At 55.6% G+C, this 21,871-nt stretch carries 22 protein-coding genes; 16 read left to right on the top strand and 6 right to left on the bottom strand.

What is annotated here, in order from left to right:
- The first annotated feature begins 67 nt into the window (after window positions 1-67).
- Window positions 68-1,459, top strand: coding sequence for a multiheme c-type cytochrome (locus QUE41_RS19730; protein ID WP_286340661.1), 1,392 nt, complete (start codon window positions 68-70; stop codon window positions 1,457-1,459).
- Window positions 1,460-1,519: 60 nt separating this feature from the next.
- Here the strand turns inward: QUE41_RS19730 and QUE41_RS19725 are convergent, their stop codons facing one another.
- Window positions 1,520-2,473: an RluA family pseudouridine synthase gene (locus QUE41_RS19725; protein ID WP_286340660.1), complete on the bottom strand. Its 954-nt coding sequence runs from the start codon at window positions 2,471-2,473 to the stop codon at window positions 1,520-1,522.
- Here QUE41_RS19725 and QUE41_RS19720 point away from each other — a divergent pair.
- Window positions 2,466-3,170: a CAP domain-containing protein gene (locus tag QUE41_RS19720; RefSeq protein WP_286342986.1), complete on the top strand. Its 705-nt coding sequence runs from the start codon at window positions 2,466-2,468 to the stop codon at window positions 3,168-3,170. The genes QUE41_RS19725 and QUE41_RS19720 overlap by 8 nt on opposite strands.
- Before the next feature lie 6 nt (window positions 3,171-3,176).
- Here QUE41_RS19720 and QUE41_RS19715 read toward each other — a convergent pair whose 3' ends face one another.
- On the bottom strand, window positions 3,177-3,437 hold the full coding sequence (locus QUE41_RS19715; RefSeq protein ID WP_286340659.1) for a hypothetical protein: 261 nt from the start codon (window positions 3,435-3,437) through the stop codon (window positions 3,177-3,179).
- Between the two features lie 324 nt (window positions 3,438-3,761).
- Here QUE41_RS19715 and QUE41_RS19710 point away from each other — a divergent pair, with 324 nt between their 5' ends.
- The 4 genes from QUE41_RS19710 (at window position 3,762) to QUE41_RS19695 (ending at window position 7,596) form a co-directional block, all read left to right on the top strand.
- Window positions 3,762-5,006, top strand: coding sequence for a beta-barrel domain-containing protein (locus QUE41_RS19710; RefSeq protein ID WP_286340658.1), 1,245 nt, complete (start codon window positions 3,762-3,764; stop codon window positions 5,004-5,006).
- On the top strand, window positions 5,006-7,150 hold the full coding sequence (locus QUE41_RS19705; protein ID WP_286340657.1) for a peptidase domain-containing ABC transporter: 2,145 nt from the start codon (window positions 5,006-5,008) through the stop codon (window positions 7,148-7,150). Before QUE41_RS19710 ends, QUE41_RS19705 begins: the two co-directional genes overlap by 1 nt.
- A gap of 117 nt (window positions 7,151-7,267) precedes the next feature.
- Window positions 7,268-7,447 (top strand): hypothetical protein, encoded by a 180-nt coding sequence (locus QUE41_RS19700; protein ID WP_286340656.1) that lies wholly within the window; start codon window positions 7,268-7,270, stop codon window positions 7,445-7,447.
- Entirely contained in the window at window positions 7,447-7,596 is a 150-nt protein-coding gene (locus QUE41_RS19695; protein WP_286340655.1) for a hypothetical protein, read from the top strand. Before QUE41_RS19700 ends, QUE41_RS19695 begins: the two co-directional genes overlap by 1 nt.
- Window positions 7,597-8,098: 502 nt before the next feature.
- On the opposite strand, the gene QUE41_RS19690 is transcribed toward QUE41_RS19695, so the two are convergent.
- Together QUE41_RS19690 and uvrA are read right to left on the bottom strand one after the other, a co-directional pair.
- A complete protein-coding gene (locus tag QUE41_RS19690; protein ID WP_286342985.1) occupies window positions 8,099-8,341 on the bottom strand; it encodes a hypothetical protein in 243 nt (80 codons plus the stop codon).
- 100 nt (window positions 8,342-8,441) lie between these two features.
- A complete protein-coding gene (gene uvrA / locus QUE41_RS19685) occupies window positions 8,442-11,276 on the bottom strand; it encodes an excinuclease ABC subunit UvrA (protein WP_286340654.1) in 2,835 nt (944 codons plus the stop codon).
- A gap of 213 nt (window positions 11,277-11,489) precedes the next feature.
- Between uvrA and QUE41_RS19680 the strand changes: the two genes are divergently transcribed.
- From QUE41_RS19680 to ssb, 3 genes are all read left to right on the top strand, one after another.
- Window positions 11,490-12,851 (top strand): MFS transporter, encoded by a 1,362-nt coding sequence (locus QUE41_RS19680; protein WP_286342984.1) that lies wholly within the window; start codon window positions 11,490-11,492, stop codon window positions 12,849-12,851.
- Between the two features lie 22 nt (window positions 12,852-12,873).
- Window positions 12,874-13,572 (top strand): type IV pilus assembly protein FimV, encoded by a 699-nt coding sequence (locus QUE41_RS19675; RefSeq protein ID WP_286340653.1) that lies wholly within the window; start codon window positions 12,874-12,876, stop codon window positions 13,570-13,572.
- 64 nt (window positions 13,573-13,636) lie between these two features.
- Window positions 13,637-14,290, top strand: coding sequence for a single-stranded DNA-binding protein (gene ssb / locus QUE41_RS19670; protein WP_286340652.1), 654 nt, complete (start codon window positions 13,637-13,639; stop codon window positions 14,288-14,290).
- A 67-nt stretch (window positions 14,291-14,357) separates the two neighbouring features.
- On the opposite strand, the gene QUE41_RS19665 is transcribed toward ssb, so the two are convergent.
- Window positions 14,358-14,672: a hypothetical protein gene (locus QUE41_RS19665; RefSeq protein WP_286340651.1), complete on the bottom strand. Its 315-nt coding sequence runs from the start codon at window positions 14,670-14,672 to the stop codon at window positions 14,358-14,360.
- 26 nt (window positions 14,673-14,698) lie between these two features.
- A complete protein-coding gene (locus QUE41_RS19660) occupies window positions 14,699-14,902 on the bottom strand; it encodes a hypothetical protein (protein ID WP_286340650.1) in 204 nt (67 codons plus the stop codon).
- A 102-nt stretch (window positions 14,903-15,004) separates the two neighbouring features.
- Here QUE41_RS19660 and QUE41_RS19655 point away from each other — a divergent pair, with 102 nt between their 5' ends.
- The 7 genes from QUE41_RS19655 (at window position 15,005) to QUE41_RS19625 (ending at window position 21,861) form a co-directional block, all read left to right on the top strand.
- A complete protein-coding gene (locus QUE41_RS19655) occupies window positions 15,005-16,330 on the top strand; it encodes a hypothetical protein (RefSeq protein WP_286340649.1) in 1,326 nt (441 codons plus the stop codon).
- A 442-nt stretch (window positions 16,331-16,772) separates the two neighbouring features.
- Window positions 16,773-17,192 carry an organic hydroperoxide resistance protein gene (locus QUE41_RS19650; RefSeq protein ID WP_286340648.1) on the top strand — a complete coding sequence of 140 codons (420 nt, stop codon included), beginning with the start codon at window positions 16,773-16,775 and terminating at the stop codon, window positions 17,190-17,192.
- 233 nt (window positions 17,193-17,425) lie between these two features.
- Window positions 17,426-19,339 (top strand): EAL domain-containing protein, encoded by a 1,914-nt coding sequence (locus QUE41_RS19645; RefSeq protein ID WP_286340647.1) that lies wholly within the window; start codon window positions 17,426-17,428, stop codon window positions 19,337-19,339.
- Between the two features lie 220 nt (window positions 19,340-19,559).
- Window positions 19,560-20,333, top strand: a complete 774-nt coding sequence (locus tag QUE41_RS19640) for a type IV pilus biogenesis protein PilM (protein WP_286340646.1) — start codon at window positions 19,560-19,562, stop codon at window positions 20,331-20,333.
- A complete protein-coding gene (locus QUE41_RS19635; RefSeq protein WP_286340645.1) occupies window positions 20,323-20,925 on the top strand; it encodes a PilN domain-containing protein in 603 nt (200 codons plus the stop codon). The genes QUE41_RS19640 and QUE41_RS19635 overlap by 11 nt, the downstream gene beginning before the upstream one ends.
- Window positions 20,922-21,593 (top strand): type II secretion system protein M, encoded by a 672-nt coding sequence (locus tag QUE41_RS19630; RefSeq protein ID WP_286340644.1) that lies wholly within the window; start codon window positions 20,922-20,924, stop codon window positions 21,591-21,593. Before QUE41_RS19635 ends, QUE41_RS19630 begins: the two co-directional genes overlap by 4 nt.
- Window positions 21,544-21,861, top strand: coding sequence for a hypothetical protein (locus QUE41_RS19625; protein WP_286340643.1), 318 nt, complete (start codon window positions 21,544-21,546; stop codon window positions 21,859-21,861). The genes QUE41_RS19630 and QUE41_RS19625 overlap by 50 nt, the downstream gene beginning before the upstream one ends.
- The last annotated feature ends 10 nt before the right edge of the window (window positions 21,862-21,871 follow it).

The following is a 21,871-nucleotide window of genomic DNA, read 5'->3' as shown; positions in this document are numbered from 1 at the left end:
GGTCAGAGAAAATAATAACCTTCGCCGTGATGCAGTACCCGAGACCGGGATTATCAGGAAAATAATGATGAAGTTGGAACTCAAACTCTTACCCGCGCTGCTGTGCGCCGCCCTGCCCATGCTGGCCCAGGCCTCAGACACCCAGCCTTACGCCCCTTCCTACCTCAGCGTAGTAGGAGACAAAGCTCCGGAGCTGAAGGATTGGAGTGACCCCAAACGCTGTAAAGGCTGTCACCCCCGTCAGTGGAACGGCTGGCAGGGCTCCATGCACTCCATCGCTTTCATCGATCCTGTGTTCCAGGCGGAGTGGGCCCTGGGCGACCGGGAAACCGACGGCGCCACCAAAAACCTGTGCGGCGGTTGCCACACTGCTGTGGGTACCGTTACCCAGAAGGTGGAGTTTCACCCTGAGACTGCTAAATACGGTGGCTTCACCACTCAGAAGATGGCCACCACCGGGGTCTCCTGTGACGTTTGCCACAGCGTCGAAGACACCAACATGCGCCACACCTCCATGGGAGAGCATGGCAACGCCTCCCTGGCGCTGGCCAATGACGGCGTGAAACGCGGCCCGCTGAAAGATGCCAAGGCCCGGGGCCACAAAGCCCAGTACAACGAGCTGCACACCAAATCGGAGTTCTGCGCCAACTGCCACAACGTGTTTAACCCGGCCCACGACTTCGCCCTGGAGCACACCTACCAGGAGTGGAAAGAGTCTGAATATGCCGCCAAGGGGATTCAGTGTCAGGACTGCCACATGGTGCCGGTGGAGGCCGCCATTCGGGTGGCCGATGAGATGAAACCGGTCTCCGAGCTGGCGGATCATGGTCTGGGCGGCAAGGCTGCCCGCGGCGGTAAAGAGCGCGCCCTGGTGCACGACCACGGTTTTGTCGGCGGCAACGCGGTGCTGGCGCCTCTGCTGGGCGTCAAGAACGGCGAAGCGCACGCCATGGAAGCGATTAAACGTCTGCAGAGCGCCGCCTCTCTGAATGCCAAGGTTGTAGCAGAGGACGACAAAGCCACCTTGCAACTGACGGTGCACAACCGCCGCGCCGGTCATGCCCTGCCAACCAGCCTGACCTTCATCCGCCAGATCTGGCTCGAAGTGGTGGTGCGCGACGACGCCGGCCATGAACTGCTGCGCTCCGGTACCCTGACCGACGAAAACCTGCTGCCGGAGGGTACCGTGGTGTTCCAGGATGCCTCGGTGGATGCGAAGGGGAAACCAGAGCACAAACCCTGGAAGGTGGCCCGCTTCGCCCAGGAGAACACCATCCCTGCCAAGGGGAACAAGACAGTGGAGTACGGCTTTGATCTGCCCGAGGGCGGCTACAGCGTAGAGGCCAAGCTGCATTACCGCTCCTTCGATCAGAGCGTGGCTGACTTCCTGCTCAGCGATAAGGTGGTGGTGCCTTCGGTGGTGATGACCAGCCTCAGCCAGCACTTTGCGGCTGAGTAAGGACTTACCTCCAACTTAAAAACAAACCCCGCTAACTCGCCGGGTTTGTTGTTTTTGGGGCTAGAGCAGGGGCAGTCCCTTCGTCTGGCAGAACTGTCGCCAAGCCTCGGAATGGTGAGGGTTGGTAAGCACTTGCTCACTGCCTGGGCAATTGTTTATGGTTACCTCTTTGGCCAACAGCAGGTGGTGAGGGGCGCCCAGGGCGAGCTCATCGGCGTCGGTGACCGCATCTTCCAGTCGTTTCAGGTAGTAGTCGCCATTATTGGAATAGATCTTATCGCCGACAATGGGATGGCCCAGGTGCGCCAAGTGGGCGCGGATCTGGTGTTTACGGCCGGTCACAAGTTCGCACTCCACCAGGGCGCAATTTTCACCTCTGGCCAGCACCCGGAATTTGGTGTGGCTCAGTTTGCCCTTCTCGTCATCCCCACACACATGCATCTGGCAGCGAATGGGGCTGTCCTCTCTGGTGCCCAGGCGGCACTCCAACTCCTGTTGCTCCCAATCAGGCAAGCCACACACAACCGCGTGGTAGACCTTGCGCAGCATCAGCTCCTTCAACCTGGGTTGCCAGCGGCTGGCGGCGGCCTTGTCTTTGCCCAGCAATACGATGCCGCCGGTTTCCAAGTCCAACCGATGCAGCAGGTGGGCATCGGGCCAGTCGCTCTCGCGGCGCACCAGCGCCACCAAGGTGTTGATGATGTTGCGGGTGGTGCGGCTGACCGGCAGGCCATGGGGCTTGTGTACCGCGATGATCTCCTCGCACTGCCACAGCAGTTTCCAGCCGGTGTCCACCGGGGACTCGAAGTAATCACCGATGCGATAGCTCAGCCGTTGCCCCGCTTCAAGCACGGGGTCCCCTTCGGCCTGAACACCATCAACACAAACCGCGCTCTCATCGACGAAGGCTTGCCAGGTTTGCTGATTCAGATAGGGGAATCGAGCGCGCAAAAAGCCATACAGGCGCTGGCCTGAATCGCTGGGGGTAATGGTGTCGTTGAAGCTGGTGGTCAAAGAGTGTCCTCCTGAAGTGGGGGCAGTGTACCCGAAAGGACAGACAACCAAAACTGATGGCTGCCTAGGCCAAATAGGGCAATCCATAGTGAACTGGAGGAGGGGCTACAATTGGGATGGTATTGGTATTGGTATTGGATGGGGGACAGATGTGCAAGCTCCAATGAACGGGTTGCTGAGTGCCGTTGTGATGGCCTCGGGGTTAAATCTCTTTGACCAGACCATGGCTGACGATGGCCCACAGGAAAAGACGACGATTCGTTATCTTCCCTGCACCGAGAATCTCGACAACCTTCTTCGACAAATCAACGCCGTTCGCATCAAAGGAGCCAATTGCGGCGACCTCTACATGAAGCCCGTAGATCTTTTGAAACCAAACCCGCTCTTGGAACATGCCGCCTTTGAACACGCTTACAACATGGCTGCCCACGATTTCTTAAGTCATACCGGCCATGATGGCAGTGATGTGGGCCAGCGAGTGTGGGCTTATGGTTACCGCTGGCAGTTGGTTGGCGAGAATATCGCGGCAGGGCAACCCAAGGTGGGGATAGCTATAGAGGAATGGCTGGCCAGCCCGGAGCATTGTAAAAATCTGATGGCGGCGGAGTACAAAGAAACAGGATTTGCTTGTGTGGCTAATCCGGGGACCGAGTATCGCTTTTACTGGGTGCAGGTATTCGCCGCACCATTCGAATAGCAGTGTCTAACTAAGCCTGCGCTTCTTACCTTCAGCACCAGGCAGGCAGTTGGCAATGGGCATCACCAACCCCCGGGTGCGCCGAATGTACTCGGCGGCAATCACTCCAGGCACCAACCCTGCTAATGCCCACCAACCCACCAAAGTCAGTTCCAAGTGATCGGCGATGATGCAATAGACACTGCCCAGCAATGCACACAGCAAAGCCGGAGCCACAGCGACTTCCAGCCACAACATCACAGCGAGCAGACGCTCAAACGGGCGCATCCAGGGTCCTTTTTGGTCGAGAGTAGGGTAAGGATGAGTCGATTTTAGTCGTCGAACCGCAGTAGGGATATACCTATAAAGTCCAAAGAGGAGGGGCAGTTGGGCCTTGTATCCAATTTGACTGAGCTTTGTTGTCGAAATGTATGTGTCTGAGCTATAGAGGGAAATTTAGTCATATATGTGATGCGCATCGTACGTCACAATTAATCACAACGAAATTGAGGAGAGGTCATCAGGTGATAATTTGTGATTACTCTAATCGTCACAAATACCACTGCTAAATTCGATGCAAGTTCGATGTGATTCTGAGCGGAGGTTGAACGTATGTCTCTTTTTCGTCGTCAGGCTGTCGAGGCGCAAGGAAAGCGCCTGCAAGGCGAGGTTTGGCTTTCCCAACCTTTGTCACTGCATGTGTTGGCTGCGACTTTGGTTTGCCTTGTCTTGTTGGTGGGGATCTTTATTGCGATGTCAGACTATGCGCGAAAAGAGACGGTGAAAGGCTATCTTAAGCCGGACAAAGGAATGGTCAATGTTTTTGCTGATGGGGCAGGTTCCGTTTGGCGACTGCATGTTAAAGAAGGTGAAATCATTCGTAAGGGCCAGCCCTTGGTGACTATTTCTAAAGTCCGTTCTTTAGCGTCGGGAGGAGAATTGGAGCATTCCTTGACTGAAGAGATTTCACAGCGGCTGGTACTGATTCGGAGAGAAAGGGATAAAAGAAATAAAGTAATGGAGTTAGAGGAAAATAAACTGCATGAAGAATCAAAGTCGCTAGAGCTATACTTAAATACCCTTCAGAGTCAAAGAAAAACTTTGCTCCAAAGGCTGTCACTGAAAACCAAGTTGTTCGCAAGAACTGAATCTTTATATAAAGAGCAGTTTATTTCACACGTTGAATACCAGAGTCAGAAAGAGCAACTGCTACTTGTTCGCCATGCTGTAGAACAGGCTGAGTCCGACATTGCTAATGTAAGAATGAAGCAAAATCAGACTGAGCTGAAGTTAGCAGACCTTCCGGAGCGAAGCCAACTGGAACAGGTAGAGTTGGATAGGCGTCGTGTATCGCTTCTTCGCCAGCAGAAAGAGGTGGAGAATCGATTTCGATACGTAATTCGTGCCACTACTTCTGGAGTAGTTACCGCAATTCGTATTTCCAACGGAGAGTTCTTAAAGTCAGGAGTGGCTTTGCTTAGTATTTTGCCGGAGGGAGCAGTTTTGGTCGCAGAATTGTTGCTCCCGAGCCGCTCAGTAGGATTTGTTAAGAACGGTGCTCTTACAAGGCTCAGGTTTGATGCATTTCCTTACCAACGATTTGGCTCTGTTGAGTCTACCGTTAGTCAAGTAGACAAGGCGATTTTAACCTCCCACGATGTTCGACTACCGATTAATTTAGGAGAATCTTTTTACCGCGTTCGAGCAGTTCTACCTAAACAAAGCATCGATGCCTATGGTCAGGCTATTCCCCTTAGAAGTGGGATGTTACTCGAAGCTGACATTATCTTAGAACGCCGATCGCTGATGCAGTGGCTACTCGATCCCATTTATAGCCTGAAAGGGAGGATCGGCTGATGTCTGATGCTGTAAGTACAGTCTCTCTGGATTTTAGCGGCATAAGGCGAGTACCGGTGATCCTTCAAGCTGAAGTCGCGGAGTGTGGCTTGGCCTGCCTTGCCATGGTAGCCAGTTACTTTGGGAGAAAGGTTGATCTCCCAGCGATGAGGAGGAGATTTAAAGCTAATCTGAAAGGAATGAACCTTCAGGAGATGGTAGAGGTTGCTGACTCGTTGGGATTGGCAAGCAGAGCGCTGAAATGTCCATTGGAGGAGATTGGTAAGTTAAAAACTCCATGTGTAATTCATTGGGATATGAACCATTTTGTTGTGTTGAGCAAAGCCAGTAAAGCTGTGGTCACTCTAATTGACCCTGCTACAGGCCGGAAGCAAATGAAGTTAAACGAGTTTGCAGAGCATTTTACCGGGATTGCACTGGAGCTCACGCCAACGGCCGATTTTACACGTAAAGATGACCGAGAAAGAATGGCGTTGAATCAGCTTTGGACCAAAATGGTTGGTTTTAAGAGAAGCTTAGTTTCTCTTCTTGCCATGACTTTACTAATTCAGTTGCTTTCATTATTGTCGCCTTACTATATGCAGTGGGTGGTTGATGAAGTACTATTAAGTAGAGATACATCTCTTTTGAAAGTGCTTGCAATAGGGTTCTCTTTGTTGGTGCTTATAAATGTAATTATCTCAGTCATCCGTAGTTGGTTAATCGTGAGGCTGTCTGCTCAGTTTAATTTTTACCTGGGTGTAAACCTACTTCATCATCTTCTTCGGCTTCCGATGAATTTTTTCGAGTCCAGGCACATAGGGGATTTGGTTTCTAGATTTGGTTCTTTAGCTCAGATACGAGAAAGGTTGACTACAGGACTAGTTGAAACATTTGTTGATGGGATAATGGTACTTACAGTCTTGATTGTGATGTTTGTTTATGATGTTAGACTAACCTTCATCGTTTTAGCCGCTGTTTGCCTTTATGCCATCTTAAGACTAGCTCTATATCGCTCTTTGAAAAGGACCACAGAGGAGTCTATACGAGCTTCCGCAGCAGAGCAAAGTACCTTTTTGGAGAGCATTCGAGGAATACAAACAATTAAGTTGTTTGGGCGAGAGTCTCAGAGGCAAAACCTTTGGCAGAACCAGTACTCAGAAGTAATCAATGCGGATATTAGATTGGGGAAATTAGAAATCAGCTTCGATTCTGCCAATAAATTACTATTTGGAATAGAGAATGTAGTCGTAGTTTATGTTGCGGCACTCGCAGTAATGGGTGGAGGCTTGAGTGTTGGAATGGTTTTGGCCTACATGGCTTATAAAGAGCAACTTACCCAGCGTGCTTCCAACTTTCTCGAACAACTAATTATCTTCAGGATGTTAAGGTTACACATTGAGCGGATCTCAGATATTGCTTTGGCTGAAGAAGAGAAACATAGGGAAGGAACGGATACTTTAGAGCGGGCTCAGGGCGGCTTAAGAGTTCGTGGTCTGACATATGGTTATGATTCATCAGAATCACTTTTATTTGATCAGTTAGATTTTGATGTTTTGCCGGGAGAGCATGTTGCGCTTGTCGGGCCGTCAGGAAGTGGAAAAACAACGTTGATGAAGTTGCTCCTTGGGCTCTTGGAGCCAAATGCCGGAAGTATCTATTTGGATGGAGTAGAGATCCGAGGGCTTGGCACTAGGCGTTTTCGGACGGAGGTTGCTGCAGTTATGCAGGATGACACACTTCTTACTGGTTCTGTGGCAGATAACATAACATTTTTTGATCCTGAGCCGAACATGCTATGGATGCAAAAGTGTGCTCAGATTGCGTCCGTTGATAATGATATACAAAAGTTGCCGATGGGGTATAGCAGTTTAGTTGGAGATATGGGAAGTCAATTTTCAGGTGGCCAAGTTCAACGGATTTTGCTCGCTCGGGCTTTGTACAAACGTCCAAAAGTCTTGTTTTTGGATGAGGCTACTAGTCACTTAGATTTGGAAAACGAAACGAGTATATGTAATCAGATTGACAGGTTGCCGATTACCAGAGTCGTTATATCTCACCGATTGGAAACAGTTAGGAATGCTACCAGAATATTGAAGGTTGATGATGGTGGTATAACGGAGATTGACACTTTCGATGAAATTTTTTCTCTAAAAGGAATTTAGGTGCCTTCGGGGGCCTAAATCAGGGGTGTTCGAACCTCTGTACTGGTGCTTAGTTGGTTAGCAGACTAGTATTACTAACTAAGCTTATCTCAACATGGACGTAGGTAAGGATAAATTGTGGAAAAACTTAGCAAAGCAGAAATGCAAAGTGTGACTGGTGGGTTTGTTGCACTTTATTGGGTTGGAGTTGGTGCTGTGCACCTGTATCGTGCCTCATCTATTGTAAGAGTGTTTTCTCAGAGCTTTGCGGCTGGATTTGGTACTGAGTTTTTTAAATCTGCGATAGGAGAGGACTAATGGTTGAATTATCTTCTCACGAATTCAAGAAGGTCGTAGGTGGTCATCCAGTACTTTTGGGAGCTGCAGCCATCGCCGGTGCTGTTATCGGTGGAAAGTATGGAAAAAAAGCTTGGAAAGCACTAGAAGAGTTCTTTAAAAAGGACTAAAAACAATACAAGGGCCGTTAAGGCCCTTGAATGGAGCGTGAAATGTATAGGTGTCCTAATTGCAACGTGAAATTGCATTTCAAAGATAGGTGGCCTTTAGCTTGGCGAGAATATATTAATTGTCCCTCATGCTGCCAGATACTAGCGTCAAGATTACGGTACGCGATTTTATCAGGATTTACTATAGGGACGGTAGTCAGTCTTGGAGTCTACTTTTTTTTGAAAGAGTATGTAGATCCTGCGACTGCCAGCGCTATAGGTTATGCTTTTGCGTTTGCAGTTATGAAACTCTTTGAGCCCATTATGGGGCTAAGATCTTTTGATTCGAGCGAAGTTGATTAATTTTATTTAAAGTTTCTCTGGATAGTTTTTTGTTGTTATGAGGTTTGGATGAAGATTGCATTATCTTTTTTCGCTCTGGGCTTTGTTTTTGGAACTATAGTGATGTGCTTGGCTTACTTTTTAGCGCCTTAAGTGTGTTAGCTTTACTCTTGGATAGACATTAGGTAACTAGCTTATTCCGCTTCAATCCCCGATACACGTTCTTACACAGCTTCGCCAGACGGGAGATGTCCCCCAGCTTGGGTGTTTCGCCGTGTTCTAGTCGGGCTTCCCAGTCGCACAGCTCAGTGTCCACCAGTTCCAACAGTTTCTTTGGGCAGCCTACGCAGGTGTCGCCACAGATCTCAGCTTCGGGCACGCCGAAGGGGAAGGCGTCCCTCACCTGTTCAATCAGTTGGGCCATGGCGGTGCGGCAGTCGGGTTTCACTGTGGTTGCTGTGCTCTGAAAAAGAAAAGGCCCAGTCTCGTTGACTGGGCCTTTGTCGTCAATGCGTGGTTGGTGCTTACGCCAGCTTGGGCAGCATCGGCTTGAGGAAGCGGGCGGTGTGGGATTCTTTGTGAACCGCCACCTCTTCCGGGGTGCCGTGCACCAGAATCTCGCCGCCGCCGGAGCCGCCTTCTGGGCCCAGATCCACAATCCAGTCGGCAGTCTTTATGACGTCCAGGTTGTGCTCAATCACCACCACGGTGTTGCCGTGGTCGCGCAGGCGGTGCAGTACGTCCAGCAGCAGCTGGATGTCTTGGAAGTGCAGGCCGGTGGTGGGCTCATCCAGGATGTACAGGGTCTTGCCGGTGTCGCGCTTGGACAGCTCCCGGGCCAGTTTTACCCGCTGGGCTTCACCGCCGGAGAGGGTGGTGGCCGACTGACCCAGGCGGATGTAGGACAGGCCCACGTCCATCAGGGTCTGCAGCTTACGGGCGATGGCGGGCACCGGGTCGAAGAACTCGCGGGCTTCTTCGACGGTCATCTCCAGCACCTGGTTGATGTTCTTGCCCTTGTAGTGCACTTCCAGGGTCTCGCGGTTGTAGCGCTTGCCCTTACACTGGTCACAGGGCACGTACACGTCCGGCAGGAAGTGCATCTCTACCTTGATTACACCATCCCCTTGACACGCCTCGCAGCGGCCGCCGCGGACGTTGAAGGAGAAGCGCCCCGGTTTGTAGCCACGGGAGCGGGCTTCATGGGTGCCGGAGAACAGCTCACGGATGGGGGTGAAGATGCCGGTGTAGGTGGCCGGGTTGGAACGTGGGGTGCGACCGATGGGGCTCTGGTCAATGTCCACCACCTTGTCGCAGTTGTTCAGCCCCTTGACGGCGGTGTACGGCGCCGGTTCATCCACGGTGGCACCGTTAAGTTCCTTGTGAGCAATCTTGTAGAAGGTGTCGTTGATCAGGGTGGACTTGCCTGAGCCGGACACGCCGGTGACGCAGGTCATCAGGCCACAGGGGATGGTCAGATCCACGTTCTTCAGGTTGTTGCCGCGGGCGCCGGTCAGCTCGATGACCTTCTTGGCGTTGTAGGGGGTACGCTCCTCGGGTACGGCAATTTGTTTCTTGCCAGACAGGTACTGGCCGGTGAGTGAGTCCTTACTATTGCAGATCGCCTTGTAGTCGCCCTGGGCCACCACCTGGCCGCCATGAACGCCGGCACCAGGGCCAATGTCCACGATGTGGTCGGCGGTGCGGATGGCGTCTTCGTCGTGTTCCACCACGATCACCGTGTTGCCCAGATCCCGCAGGTGGGTAAGGGTGGCCAGCAGTCGCTCGTTGTCCCGCTGGTGCAGACCGATGGAGGGCTCATCCAGTACGTACATTACCCCCACTAGGCCGGCACCAATCTGGCTGGCCAGGCGGATACGCTGGGCTTCACCGCCGGAGAGGGTTTCGGCGGAGCGGTGAAGGGTCAGGTAGTTCAGGCCCACGTTCACCAGGAAGCCCAGACGGTCGTTGATCTCCTTGAGCACCTTCTCGGCAATCTGCGCCCGCTGGCCCTGCAGTTCGATGCTGCTGAACCACTCCAGCGCCTGGCCGATGGACCACTCCGACAGAATCGGCAGGTTGATGTCCTCGATGAACACATTGCGCGCCTCCTCCCTCAGGCGGGAGCCATCACAGCTGCGGCACTTGGTGGTGCTGATGTATTTGGTCAGCTCCTCGCGCACCGAGTTGGATTCGGTCTCCTTGTAGCGGCGGTTCATGTTGTTGAGGATCCCCTCGAAGGGGTGGTTACGGGTGACCACATCACCGCGGTCGTTGACGTACTTGAAGGCGATGCTGGTGCGGCCGGAGCCATTAAGAATCACGTCCCGTGCCTTTTTAGGCAGGTCTTCGAAGGGCTCGTCCAAGTCGAACTTATAGTGCTCGGCCAGGGACTTGAGCATCTGGTAGTAGTAGAAGTTGCGCTTGTCCCAGCCGCGAATGGCGCCTTCGGCCAGGGAGGCGGTGGGGTTGGTGACGACTCGCTGCTCGTCGAAGAACTGCTGAACCCCCAGGCCGTCGCAGCTGGTGCAGGCCCCGGCGGGGTTGTTGAAGGAGAAGATGCGCGGTTCCAGCTCGGCCATGGCGTAGCCACAGATGGGGCAGGCGAAGTTGGCGGAGAACACCAGCGGCTCGGCATCGGCGTCGTCCATGGCCGCCACTTTGACTACGCCGCCGGACAGCTCCAGGGCGGTTTCGAAAGACTCGGCCAGGCGCTGGGCCAGGTCCGGGCGCACCTTGAAGCGGTCGATCACCACTTCGATGTCGTGTTTGACGTGCAGTTCCAGCGGCGGTGGATCGGACAGGTCGCACACCTCGCCGTCGATGCGGGCACGGATGTAGCCTTGGGCCGCCAGGCCTTCCAGCAGCTTGGTGTGTTCGCCTTTACGTCCCTGCACTACGGGGGCCAGCAGCATCTGTTTGCTGCCTTCTGGCAGGCTCAACACCTTATCCACCATCTGGCTGACAGTCTGAGCTGCCAGAGGCTGGCCGTGAGTGGGGCAGCGGGGCTCACCCACCCGGGCAAACAGCAGACGCAGGTAGTCATACACCTCGGTGATGGTGCCCACGGTGGAACGCGGGTTGTGGGAGGTGGACTTCTGCTCGATGGAGATCGCCGGGGACAGCCCCTCAATGTGGTCCACATCCGGCTTCTCCATCAGCGACAGGAACTGACGGGCGTAGGCGGAGAGGGATTCCACGTAGCGCCGCTGACCTTCGGCGTACAGGGTATCGAACGCCAGAGACGACTTACCTGAGCCGGATAGGCCGGTAATCACAATAAGTTGGTCTCGGGGTAGGGTCAGGGAGATGTTTTTCAGGTTGTGGGTGCGGGCGCCGCGAACGTCAATCTGATCCATGATGCTGCCGGTTGGAAAAAGAATTTGAGCAGTATCGCATATTCTCTATTGGCAGGGCACTTCAAGGAAATCGATGGTCTTAATCTGCATTGTAAAGGCGTGTTTTCGGAAGAGTGGGACAATCAGTGCCGAATCGACTCTGTGAAGGTGGCGAAGCTCTGTTAAACTGTCGCCCCTCTGGCGCCGAGAAAAACAACGATTTTGAGGAAGTAGATTGTGAGTAATGGGTTAAACCCAACTGAACGCAGAGCGGCCTTTACCCTGGCCAGCGTGTATGGGCTGCGGATGTTTGGTCTGTTCCTGATCATGCCGGTGCTGGCGATCTACGGCCAGCACCTGGAAGGCTTCTCCCCTATGTGGGTGGGCCTGGCCATCGGTGGCTATGGCCTGACTCAGGCGCTGCTGCAGATCCCGGCGGGGATGCTGTCCGACAAGATTGGCCGCAAGCCGGTGATTACTATAGGTCTGATCCTGTTTATCCTCGGCAGCCTGGTGGCCGGCATGGCCGAATCGATTCAGATGGTGACCGTTGGCCGTGCCCTGCAAGGCATGGGCGCGGTGGCCTCAGCGGTGCTGGCTCTGGCCTCGGATCTGACCCGAGAAGAGCAGCGCCCCAAGGTGATGGCGGTGATCGGCTCCTTCATCGGCCTGGCGTTTGCCATCAGCCTGGTGGCCGGCCCGGCGCTGGCTGACACCATGGGCCTCTCCGGCCTGTTCTACCTGACCGCAGTGCTGGCCTCCGCCGCCCTGCTGGTGGTGCATGGCCTGGTGCCCAACGCGGTGCGTCAGGCGCCCACCGGCGACGTGGTGGCGGTGCCCAAGCGCTTCCTGAAGATGCTCAAGCATGGCCAGCTGGTTCGCCTGGACATCAGCATCTTCGCCCTGCACTTCATCATGTGCGCCCTGTTCGTGGCCCTGCCCATCGTCGTGGTCGACAGCGGCCTGGAAGCCACCTCTCACTGGATGCTGTACCTGCCGGCCCTGCTGCTGTCTTTCGTGTTTATGGCGCCGATGATCATCTACTCGGTGCGCAAGCAGGACAGCCGTCGTCCCTTCCTGATGGCGATGCTGCTGCTGGCGGCGTCCATGCTGATCATGGCTTCAGCCCACCACAACCTGTGGGTGCTGGGTGCGGCCACCCTGGTGTTCTTCACCGGCTTCAACTATCTGGAAGCGTCCCTGCCGACGTTGATCTCCCGCCTGAGCCCCGCCGGGGATAAGGGCTCCGCCATGGGGATCTACTCCACCAGCCAGTTTATGGGGGCCTTCTTCGGTGGCTCCATCGGTGGTGGCATGTACACCATCTTTGGTGCCGAAGGGGTGTTCCTGGTGTGTGCAGGCTTGACCCTTATTTGGTTTGTCCCCATGCTGGGACTGAAAAATCCCAAGTCCGTTAAGAGCATTACCATGGATGCTCATATCAATGATGACGCCCACGCCCAGGCGCTGGCGGGCAGATTGCTGACTCTGGCCGGTGTCGCCGAGGTGACCCTGATCCTGGATCAGCAGGCCGCCTATCTGAAGGTGGAGTCGGAGTTTGATATCGAGCAGGCCAGGCAGGTGCTGGCGGGCTAATTCGGTCAACTCGGAGGACAATATGGTCAGAGGTTTGCTCCTGGCACTGCTGTGTTGGGCTAGCGTGGCGTCGGCGGCTCAGAAGGTGGATCACCTGAGTGTGAACCAGGTGGTGTCCCGCTCCAATGAGCCACTCAACCTGACCATGAATGTCGTTGGCGATCCCTTCGTGGTGCAGCAATTGCGTTTCTATCTGCTGCAGAACGGCAACCGTTACCCCCTGGCCCGGCAGATGGATGGCGACTTCCTTATCCACCTGCACTCACAAGTGCCTGCCCGGGGTTCACGCATCCAGGTGGTGGTCACCAGCCTGTTTCAGGATGAGCCGGACAAGCTGATCTATTTCAATATCGACCTGGAACCCGCCTCCGGTGGGGCACCTACGGTGACGCGCAAGGTGGCTCAGGATGCCTCCGTGGCCAAGGCTACCGAGGTGGCGCCCAAGCCGAAGCTTCGTAAGCAGGAGCTGAAGCTCTGCCCCATGGAGGGGCGCTCTTTCTGGAGCATGGCCCGGGAGACGGCCCCGGCGTTGGGCGTGGGCCACTATGGCGCCATGTTGGCGCTGTTCCAGACCAATCCGGAGTGTTTCCCGGGTGGAAATCCCAATCAATTGATCTGCAAAGAACTCAGGTGTCCAGACCCCGATTCTCTGCGGGAGTGGCAGGATGAAGCCGCAGCCAAAGCTCGCTTCAAGGAGCTGATGAAAGCCTCTGGCAAGTGATGATTCCGGCCCTGTGCTGTGGTAACCTTTGCCGATTACAACAAGTTCAACATTGGAGACAACGATGGCCAGCCGTGGCGTCAATAAAGTGATTCTCGTTGGTAACCTGGGACAGGATCCCGAGGTTCGTTACATGCCAAACGGTAATGCCGTGGCGAACATCACCGTAGCAACCAGTGAAACCTGGAAAGACCAGCAGGGTCAGCAGCAGGAGCGTACTGAGTGGCACCGTGTTGTGATGTTCCGTCGTCTGGCCGAGATCGCCGGTGAGTACCTGCGCAAGGGCTCCAAGGTTTACCTGGAAGGCAAACTGCAAACTCGTAAGTGGCAGGACAACAACGGCCAGGACCGTTACACCACCGAAGTGGTTGCGGAAGAGATGCAGATGCTGGATTCCCGTGGCGGCCAGCAAGGCGGCGGTTTCCAGGGTGGCCAGCAAAGTGGCGGCTTCCAGGGCGGCCAGCAAAGCGGTGGCTTCCAGGGTGGCCAGCAAAGCGGTGGCTTCCAGGGTGGCCAGCAAAGTGGTGGCTTCCAGGGTGGCCAGCAGCAAGGTGGTGGCTACGGTCAGCAGCAGTCTGCTCCCCGTCAGGCAGCCCCTCAGCAGAAGCCTGCCGCTGCAGCGCCTCAGCAAAAGCCTGCCGCACCTCAGCAGCAGAACCAGCAGCAGAGCTACACCCCGGATCTGGACGACGGTTGGGACGACGATATCCCGTTCTAAAACCGGCCCGGTTTCCTAGCGAATATCAAAAAGCCCCGTCACTGACGGGGCTTTTTCGTTGCGGCGCTCAATCCCAGAGTTTGCTGATGCCCCAGGCGACTGCGGCAACCAGTGCCACAGGCGCGGCGGCGGTAACCACGGCGCCGGTGGCCATGCCTCCTCCAACCAGGCCTCCTGCGGTCGCCATGCCCGAGGAGATGGCGGCGGCACCTGAGGTACCCGCTGCCCCCAGAGTTGAGGCCACTGCGGCCCCGGTGGTGCCAGCGGTGGCCGACATGATGGTGGCCGCCGAGCCCCCGGCAACGGCGGAAGCGGTGGAGGCTGCGGTACCCGCTGTGGCGGTGACGCCGGCAGCACCAATAACGGATGATGGTTTAGACATAAGAGTTCCTCTTTGGCTTGGTGGCATTAACAAGGAGTGGCTTCCATGCGGCGCAGTTGGCTCCGCAGGTTGAGATAGGCGCGGCGGTCGCTCGGGGTGGCGGGAATGACCGCCACCTTGCCCCAGGGGGTAATCAGCTTGCCGTGTTTGCGCCCCTTTCTGAAGGTCCAGCCCTTGGCGATGAACTGTTTCACCAGGGCGGCGATGCTGGGTTCTCTGCTGTATTTCATCTGCTGCTCCAAGAGCTGACTAAATCGATGAAATCAGGATAAAATTGCTGCACAATCCTTGAAAGGTACAATTGTGGTGTACCAAAATGGGAAGTGTTTGCCATGCCAAGAATCGACCGCAGGGCCATGGGGGTCCACCATGCACTGGATCTGTTGGTGTCAGCCCAGACCCGCCTGTCACCGGAGCGGGACCCGGATCGCTACGCCTGGTTGCTAAAGCTTACAGACCGGCTTACGCGGAAACTGGAAGCGCAGCCGGACAGTCACCGGCCCTATCTGGCCCATTATGTGTTGTGCTTGTTCCAGACCGAGGCCTGCGAGCTGCATGGGAAGGCGACGGACTGGCGGGAGTTTATGACGGCTAACGCCTCGGGCAGCACCGGGATTGATGAGCAGAAGGTGAAAGCTTTCCAGGAATATAACGCTGACTTTCGCCGTGCCCTGGTGCGCAGTTTGCTGCAAGCGCTGACTGAGCGGATTGGCCTGGAGTTCTCTCTGGTTGAGCAGCTGTGTTATGAGCTTCTGCAGGACCCGGAACTGAGTCCCACCGAGGTACCGCCGGAGTATTTGCTGGATCTGGTGATGAACGCCTACCTGGTCTCTGACCCGCTGGCCTCCCTGAAGCTGCTCAGCTTTGCTGTCAGCGAAGGCTTTCTGCGCACCGAAGCGATTCAATGTCGAGATGATGTGCCGGACCACTTTGCCCAGCCGATAATCCGGCTGGCTTTATGGCGGGAGTTTCTGACTGTGGCCCATAAGGTGTGGGAGACCGAGTTTCGCTTTGGCATCAAGGAGGAGGCTATCGATCTCAACTCTGAGCTGTTGATTGATGGTAAGTCCACCCCCCTCACGCACACCAGCCGCAAACTGACCGTCGATATGGCGCTGATGGAAACCTCTGCAGGTCAGCGGCTGATCCGCTCGCTGTTTTCCGGGCCAGCGGCGGAGGGCTCCGCCATGACTGTGGTGCCCATCACAACCATGGAGCGGTCTCGCCAATCTTTGGCCAAGTTACTGGAGTATGTTGCCTCGGACTATTCCCGGCAGCTGTTTGTGGATGAACAGGGTCGCGAGTATCGCTTCGGCAAGATGCTCTCCATGACCTGCGCCCTGCAGTTCCATCTGTTCCTCTTCGGTCAGCGAGACAGGCTGGACTTGCCGGTGTTCTCAGGCGGTGATGATCAGAAGGCAAGCATGGCCACCGAGTTGTCCAACAGGTTGCGACAGAAGTTTGGCATCAGCGTCAGTGCCAAGACGCTGTATCAGACACACAAAACCGATCGGGAGACCCTCTACCCGGCACTGTGGAAGCAGTGGCGAATCTTTGCGTGGGTGCACTCCATCAACGTGGCCAACTGGTATGAGCATCAGTGTTATTGCAGTTGCATTCAGGAGCGGGTGGCACAGTTGTCTCATCGTCAGCCCTGATTGAATCGGTGGGGGCTCGTTCAGGTTATTGTCTCTTAAGAGAAATTGCGGAGTGGATCCCAAAATCAATGGTTAACATGCCATTTCATAATGATAACCATTGTTATTCGTATTGTCTGGGCGTAGCCTTGGTTTGTCGCTTTTCAATCTCAGGTTAGGCGACATGGAACACTCCCCACTGAGCCCCGGTGCCCTATTGGTCGGGTGCCTGCTCCCCCTTAATGCGGACTGCCTGCCGCGGATGGGGTGACTGCTGGGCGGGAATTGCATATATCCCTTTCTCATTTGCCTGTTTGTTGAAAGAAACGCGCAGCTGGGGAGTGTTCCCCTCTCTTCAGTTAAATTCTCCCTTGGTCACCTGTTGGTGGCCATTCAAGCCTACCCTTAGAGGCGGCGGCCTGTTGAACTGGGCCGCATTTTCTCTGAACAGGAGGCGACCTTTATGGATGTGCTTTATAAGGCAAGTGTGACCACAACGGGCGGTCGGGACGGCTATGCCCGCTCCAGTGACGGTCTGCTCGACCTGCCTCTGGCGACGCCCAAGGAGCTTGGGGGCGCAGGCGGTCGTGCCACCAATCCGGAACAACTTTTCGCTGCGGGCTACTCCGCCTGCTTCATTGGGGCGCTCAAGTTTGTCGCTGGCCAGGAGGGGATGGAGATTCCCGACGATACCAACATTCGCGCCGAAGTGGGCATAGGCCAGATACCCGGCGGATTTGGCCTGGATATCGATCTGTACATTCACCTTCCCGGCCTGGATCAGGGGGCGGCGAATGCCCTCACTGAAAAGGCCCATCAGGTGTGTCCCTACTCCAATGCCACCCGGGGAAATGTGGAGGTCAGGTTGCAGGTGTCGGTGTAATTTGAACGGCAAAAGGTTAAAGGGGCCGTTTCTCAGGGACGACCTTCCTGTTTAACGGCTCTAATTTCTGGCTTCAAGGGCGACACTTTCCGTTACATTTGAGTAGGGATTCCCGCCGCATTGCGGTAACTTAGGCAAAAATGGGCGGAGTACAGCCACTCCTGCCAAGTGCCATAGACAGTATCAAAGTGATTAAGCCCGGCAACAGAAGACCGGGCCTGACAGGGGCGTCAATGACAACAACCAGGGAACAGACCCAACGACTGCTCTCCTTTTGGGTAGCTTCACTGAGCATCGTGGTATTCGCGCTGATGGTCAGTGCGTGGACCGCGGCGTTTTCCCACGCTAACCGCAATCAGCAACAGAACGTCGAAGCTCTGGCTGCGACCATGGAGCGCCAGTTTTTCCGCAATTCGGATCTGTCCGCCCTGGACCGCTGGCTGCCAGACCTTCTGGTGAGCTACGAATTTTCCCGTTTCCGCCTTGAGCGGGACGGTAGCGACCTTTATCAATGGCAGGCTCCCTATCCTTTGCAGCGTCATCAGAGTCACTTCGAGGTGCGCCTGTCCAATGACGTCAGCATGAAGGTGGTGATGCCGGCACCGCAGATCCTAATGGGGTTCACCGCCCGGGAATGGGTGGTGATCGGCGCCGGTTTGCTGGCGTCTCTGGCCATGGTGCTCATCGGTTACTTCTGGCTGACCCGGGAGATGAACGGGGTGGAACTGCTGGCGGCCCGGGGGCGGCGAATTCTCGAGGGCGAATGGGGAGCCGCAGCCACACGTAACAGGGCGGAGCGCCCCATCAGTGTGGCCAAGGCCTTGGGCAAACTTCATCGCGCCTGGCAGGCGGAAAAGGCCGCCAAGCGCAAGCTGGATCACTTCATTCGGGCTAACACCTTCCTGGATGCCGAGCTGGGCATCGGCAACCGTTCCTTCTTCGAGCACCGACTGCAGGCCCAGGCCGAAGGTGACGAGATCACCCAGCAGGGGATGGTGGCTCTGCTGCAGTTTACCGGTCTCGAAGGCTTGCCGGTGGCTGAGCGCAAGAAGGTGAAGCGCCAGTTTATCGAGCTGGCCCGCCCGTTGATTGCCGAGCACTTCGATACGGTGTTTGCCAGTCGCAACTCCCTGGAGCTGGCACTGATGGTGCCTCAGCTTCCCCTGAAGGAGTGCGAGGGGCTGGTCTCCAAGTTGATGAAGTGCATCGAGATGATCACCCTGCCCAAAGGGGTGTATCGGGATGAGCTGATCTACATCGGTGTTGCCTACTACAACCGGGGTGATACGCCGGACCAGGTGATGACCGAAGCGGAGATGGCGCTGAAAGCGGCGCTGCTGCAAGGAGAGAGCGGCTGGTTCATGTACGACAAAGGCGCGGTGGACCGGGAGCTGGCTCAGGGCTCGGTACGCTGGCGCAGCATGATCGAGAATGCGCTGGCCAGAGACGGGCTGGTGCTGTTTATGGCACCGGTTCTGACTCAGAAGGGGGAGCTGGCACACCTGGAGGTGTTCAGCCGAATGCGTTCTCCCCAGGGCGAGCTGCTGCGTGCCACCCTGTATCGCACCATGGCCTGGCGCTGCGGCCTGATCCCTCAGATTGAACTGAGGCTGGTGGAGATCGCCCTGCGTAAATTGCGGGATCACGACTGGCCTGTGCGGGTTTCCCTGAATATCTCCGCGGAGTCCCTGCTGCACGAACGCTTCATCAAGCGGCTGAAGATGCTGCTGGCCAGTTACAGCAGCCGTCGCCAGCAGCTGATTCTGGAGATCAATGAGCGTGAGCTGGTGACCCAGGCGGATCAGTTGGAGCAGCCTTTGAGTCAGCTGAAATCGGTGGATTGCCTGCTGGCGGTGGACGGTGTTGGTCAATCGGTGGAGAAGCTGGACTATGTGGAGCGATTCGGTGTGGACCTGATCAAACTTCACAACAGTCTTGCTCAAAGAGTCCATCTTCGTCCGGAGAATCAACTGTATATCGGCAGTGTGGTGAATAGCCTGGAGCAGGCTAAGGTGATTATCCTGGCGGAAGGGGTTGAGCTGGAGGAGGAACGGGAGCGCTTGGAAGAGCTTGATGTGGTTGGATATCAGGGCGCGCTGGCCGGAAAAGCCAGTGATGATCTGGATGCATTGAAGCAGGCGTTCTGATTTTTTGACACTGACGCATTTCTGACAGGAATGATGGTTAGCATTAGGTCTTGTGATACTATTGCCGCACACGTATATATACTAAAAGCGTTGCTAAATAACCTAATTCAAATAATCTTCAACTGGCGGGTTTATGGGGATATTTTCCAATCGGTCTCAAGAGCCGATTTACATTGGTGGATATTTATCAGGCAATCTGTGCCATTTGGCCGCTAAGGAATTGCGCCTTTCTCCTGTGTCTGTCGAGAGCGTCGAGGGGTGGCGTGCTGTACTGAACCAGCTGCCCAAGAGCCAGAAAACCTTCCGTTTATTGCTCTCTTCCGATTGCTACGAAGTGATCACCGTGGACCGCCCCAATGTGGACGAGTCTGAGCTGGTGGCCGCCTTGACCTGGTCGGTCAAAGACCTTTCCTCGACCCCTTTAGAGCATCAGCAGATCGATTACTTCGAGCTGAAGGTTCAGCCTGCTGGCCCCAAGAAGCTGCAGGTGGTGGTGGCCGATCGCCGCAAGGTTCAGCCTCTGGTGACCCTGCTGAACAGCCTCAAGGTGAAGATTGAGCTGATCACCATCGAGGAGATCGCCCTGACCAACCTGATGCCCAAGGATGACCGTCCTCACCTTATGCTGGGCCAGTTGCGGGAAAATCAGCTGAGTCTGCTGGTGTCCGTGGGCGGAGAGTTCGTACTGCAGCGCCCCATCAACGGGGTGGTGTTTGCCGAGGAGCAGGACGAGCTGACCCGCCAGATGCAGTTCGATTCCCTGACCCTGGAGTTGCAGCGTTCCCTGGATTACCTGGATCGTCAGTTGAGGATGCCTATGCCTGCCAGCATCTCTCTGTTGTTGCCGGTGGAGTTGCAGCAGTGGCTGGAGCCGCGCATTCAGACTCTGTTCGAACTGCCGGTGGAGTCCATCGCCACAGTGGATCGGGACGTGGTGAATTGCATCGCCGCGGCGGTCCTTGAGGAGACTCCGGAGGTGCAGGATGAAGCATAGAGTCAATCTATTCCGTGAGGACCTGCTGCCGGTCGAGCTGCGCCTGAGCTTCAATCGCATGTTGGCGGCCACCCTGGTTGCCGTGGTTGCCCTATCGGGTTTGATTGGCTGGCTGAGCTATGAAACCAGCCAGACCCAGACGAAGTTGACGGCGCTGCAGAGTCAGCAGGCCCAGGCCGAAGAGCAGATTAAAACCCTGACCGCCGAAGTCTCTGCCCGGCAGCCGGATGAACAATTGCTGCAGCAGGTGGACATACTCCAGCGCCAGTTGGAAGCGATGGACCTGTTGGCGGCGGAGCTGGATCGACGCAGTGTGATGGCCAACCCAGGGTTCTCCAACCTGATGCGGGATCTGGCCCAGAGCAGTGATCAACAGGTGTGGCTGCAGCGTTTCGGTGTGTCCGACAGCGGCATCCTGCTGCAGGGGTTGGCCCAGTCTCCGGCAGCGGTGCCTCAGTGGCTTGGGCAGCTTGGCCTTAAGCCCTCTCTGCGTGGCCGGTCACTAAGCCAGTTCAATATCAGCGGTAACGACACCGGTCCGGTGACCTTCACCGTGGGGCATGAAATCGAAACCGAGGAGGCTAAGCCATGAAGCAGCTGGATCGGTTGAGACAACAGTTTGAGGCGATGACCTCCAGGGAGCGGGTGCTGATTTTTGGCGCCCTGCAGGTGATGGTGCTGGCCATCGGGCTGCTGATGGTGGCCGAGCCCATGTGGCTGAAGCTGCAAAAACTGCGAAGTTCGACGGCTCAGTTGGAGAGTCAGCTGCCTCAGTTTCAGGCCCAGGTGCTGGAGCTCAATGATCGCCTGACTCTGGACGTCAACGAAGACAGTCGCAACAGGCTGCAAACCCTGTCCTCGGAGATTGAACAGGCTCAGGCAGCCCTGGGAGACAGGGTGATTGGCCTGATTCTGCCAGAGCAGATGCCCTCGGTGTTGGCGCAGATGCTGACCAGTGCCTCAGGGGTAGAGCTGGTGTCTCTGGTATCGAATCCCTCAGAGCCTCTGGCGGCGGGCAGTTCCCTGTATCAGCACGGGCTGACCCTGAAGCTGAAAGGGGAGTTCTTCAGCCTTATGAAGGTCTTGGGCAAAATGGAAGCTCTGCCTCAGCAGTTTTACTGGCAGAAAGTGGATTATCAGGTGGAGTCCTACCCCATAGCGGTGATGACTCTGGACATTTACACCCTCGGAACTGAGAAGGAGTTGATTCGTGTTGGTACGCGTCCTCGCACTGACTTTGAGCTTTTCTCTGGTCGCTGACATTCAGGCCGAGTCCCTGAGGGATCCGACTAAGCCACCCACCTGGGCGGCTCAGGTACCTCAGGCTGCGGCGCCGGTGGCGTCCAACGGCCAGTTGCAGTCCATTCTGGTGTCCAAAGATAAGCGTGTCGCCATCATAGGTGGGCAATCCTTCGAAACGGGAGCCGCCCTGATGGGTTCAACAATAAAAAGAATTGAACGAGATGCAGTCTGGCTGGCGGATGGTCGCAAGCTGGTTCTGTTTCCCAAGCTAGGTGTCCAATTATGAGAAATATCAG

The organism is Ferrimonas sp. YFM, from assembly GCF_030296015.1.
Taxonomy (GTDB): domain Bacteria; phylum Pseudomonadota; class Gammaproteobacteria; order Enterobacterales; family Shewanellaceae; genus Ferrimonas.
The sequence above is the reverse complement of the archived record's forward strand: the minus strand, read 5'-3'. Positions and strand labels throughout refer to the sequence as shown.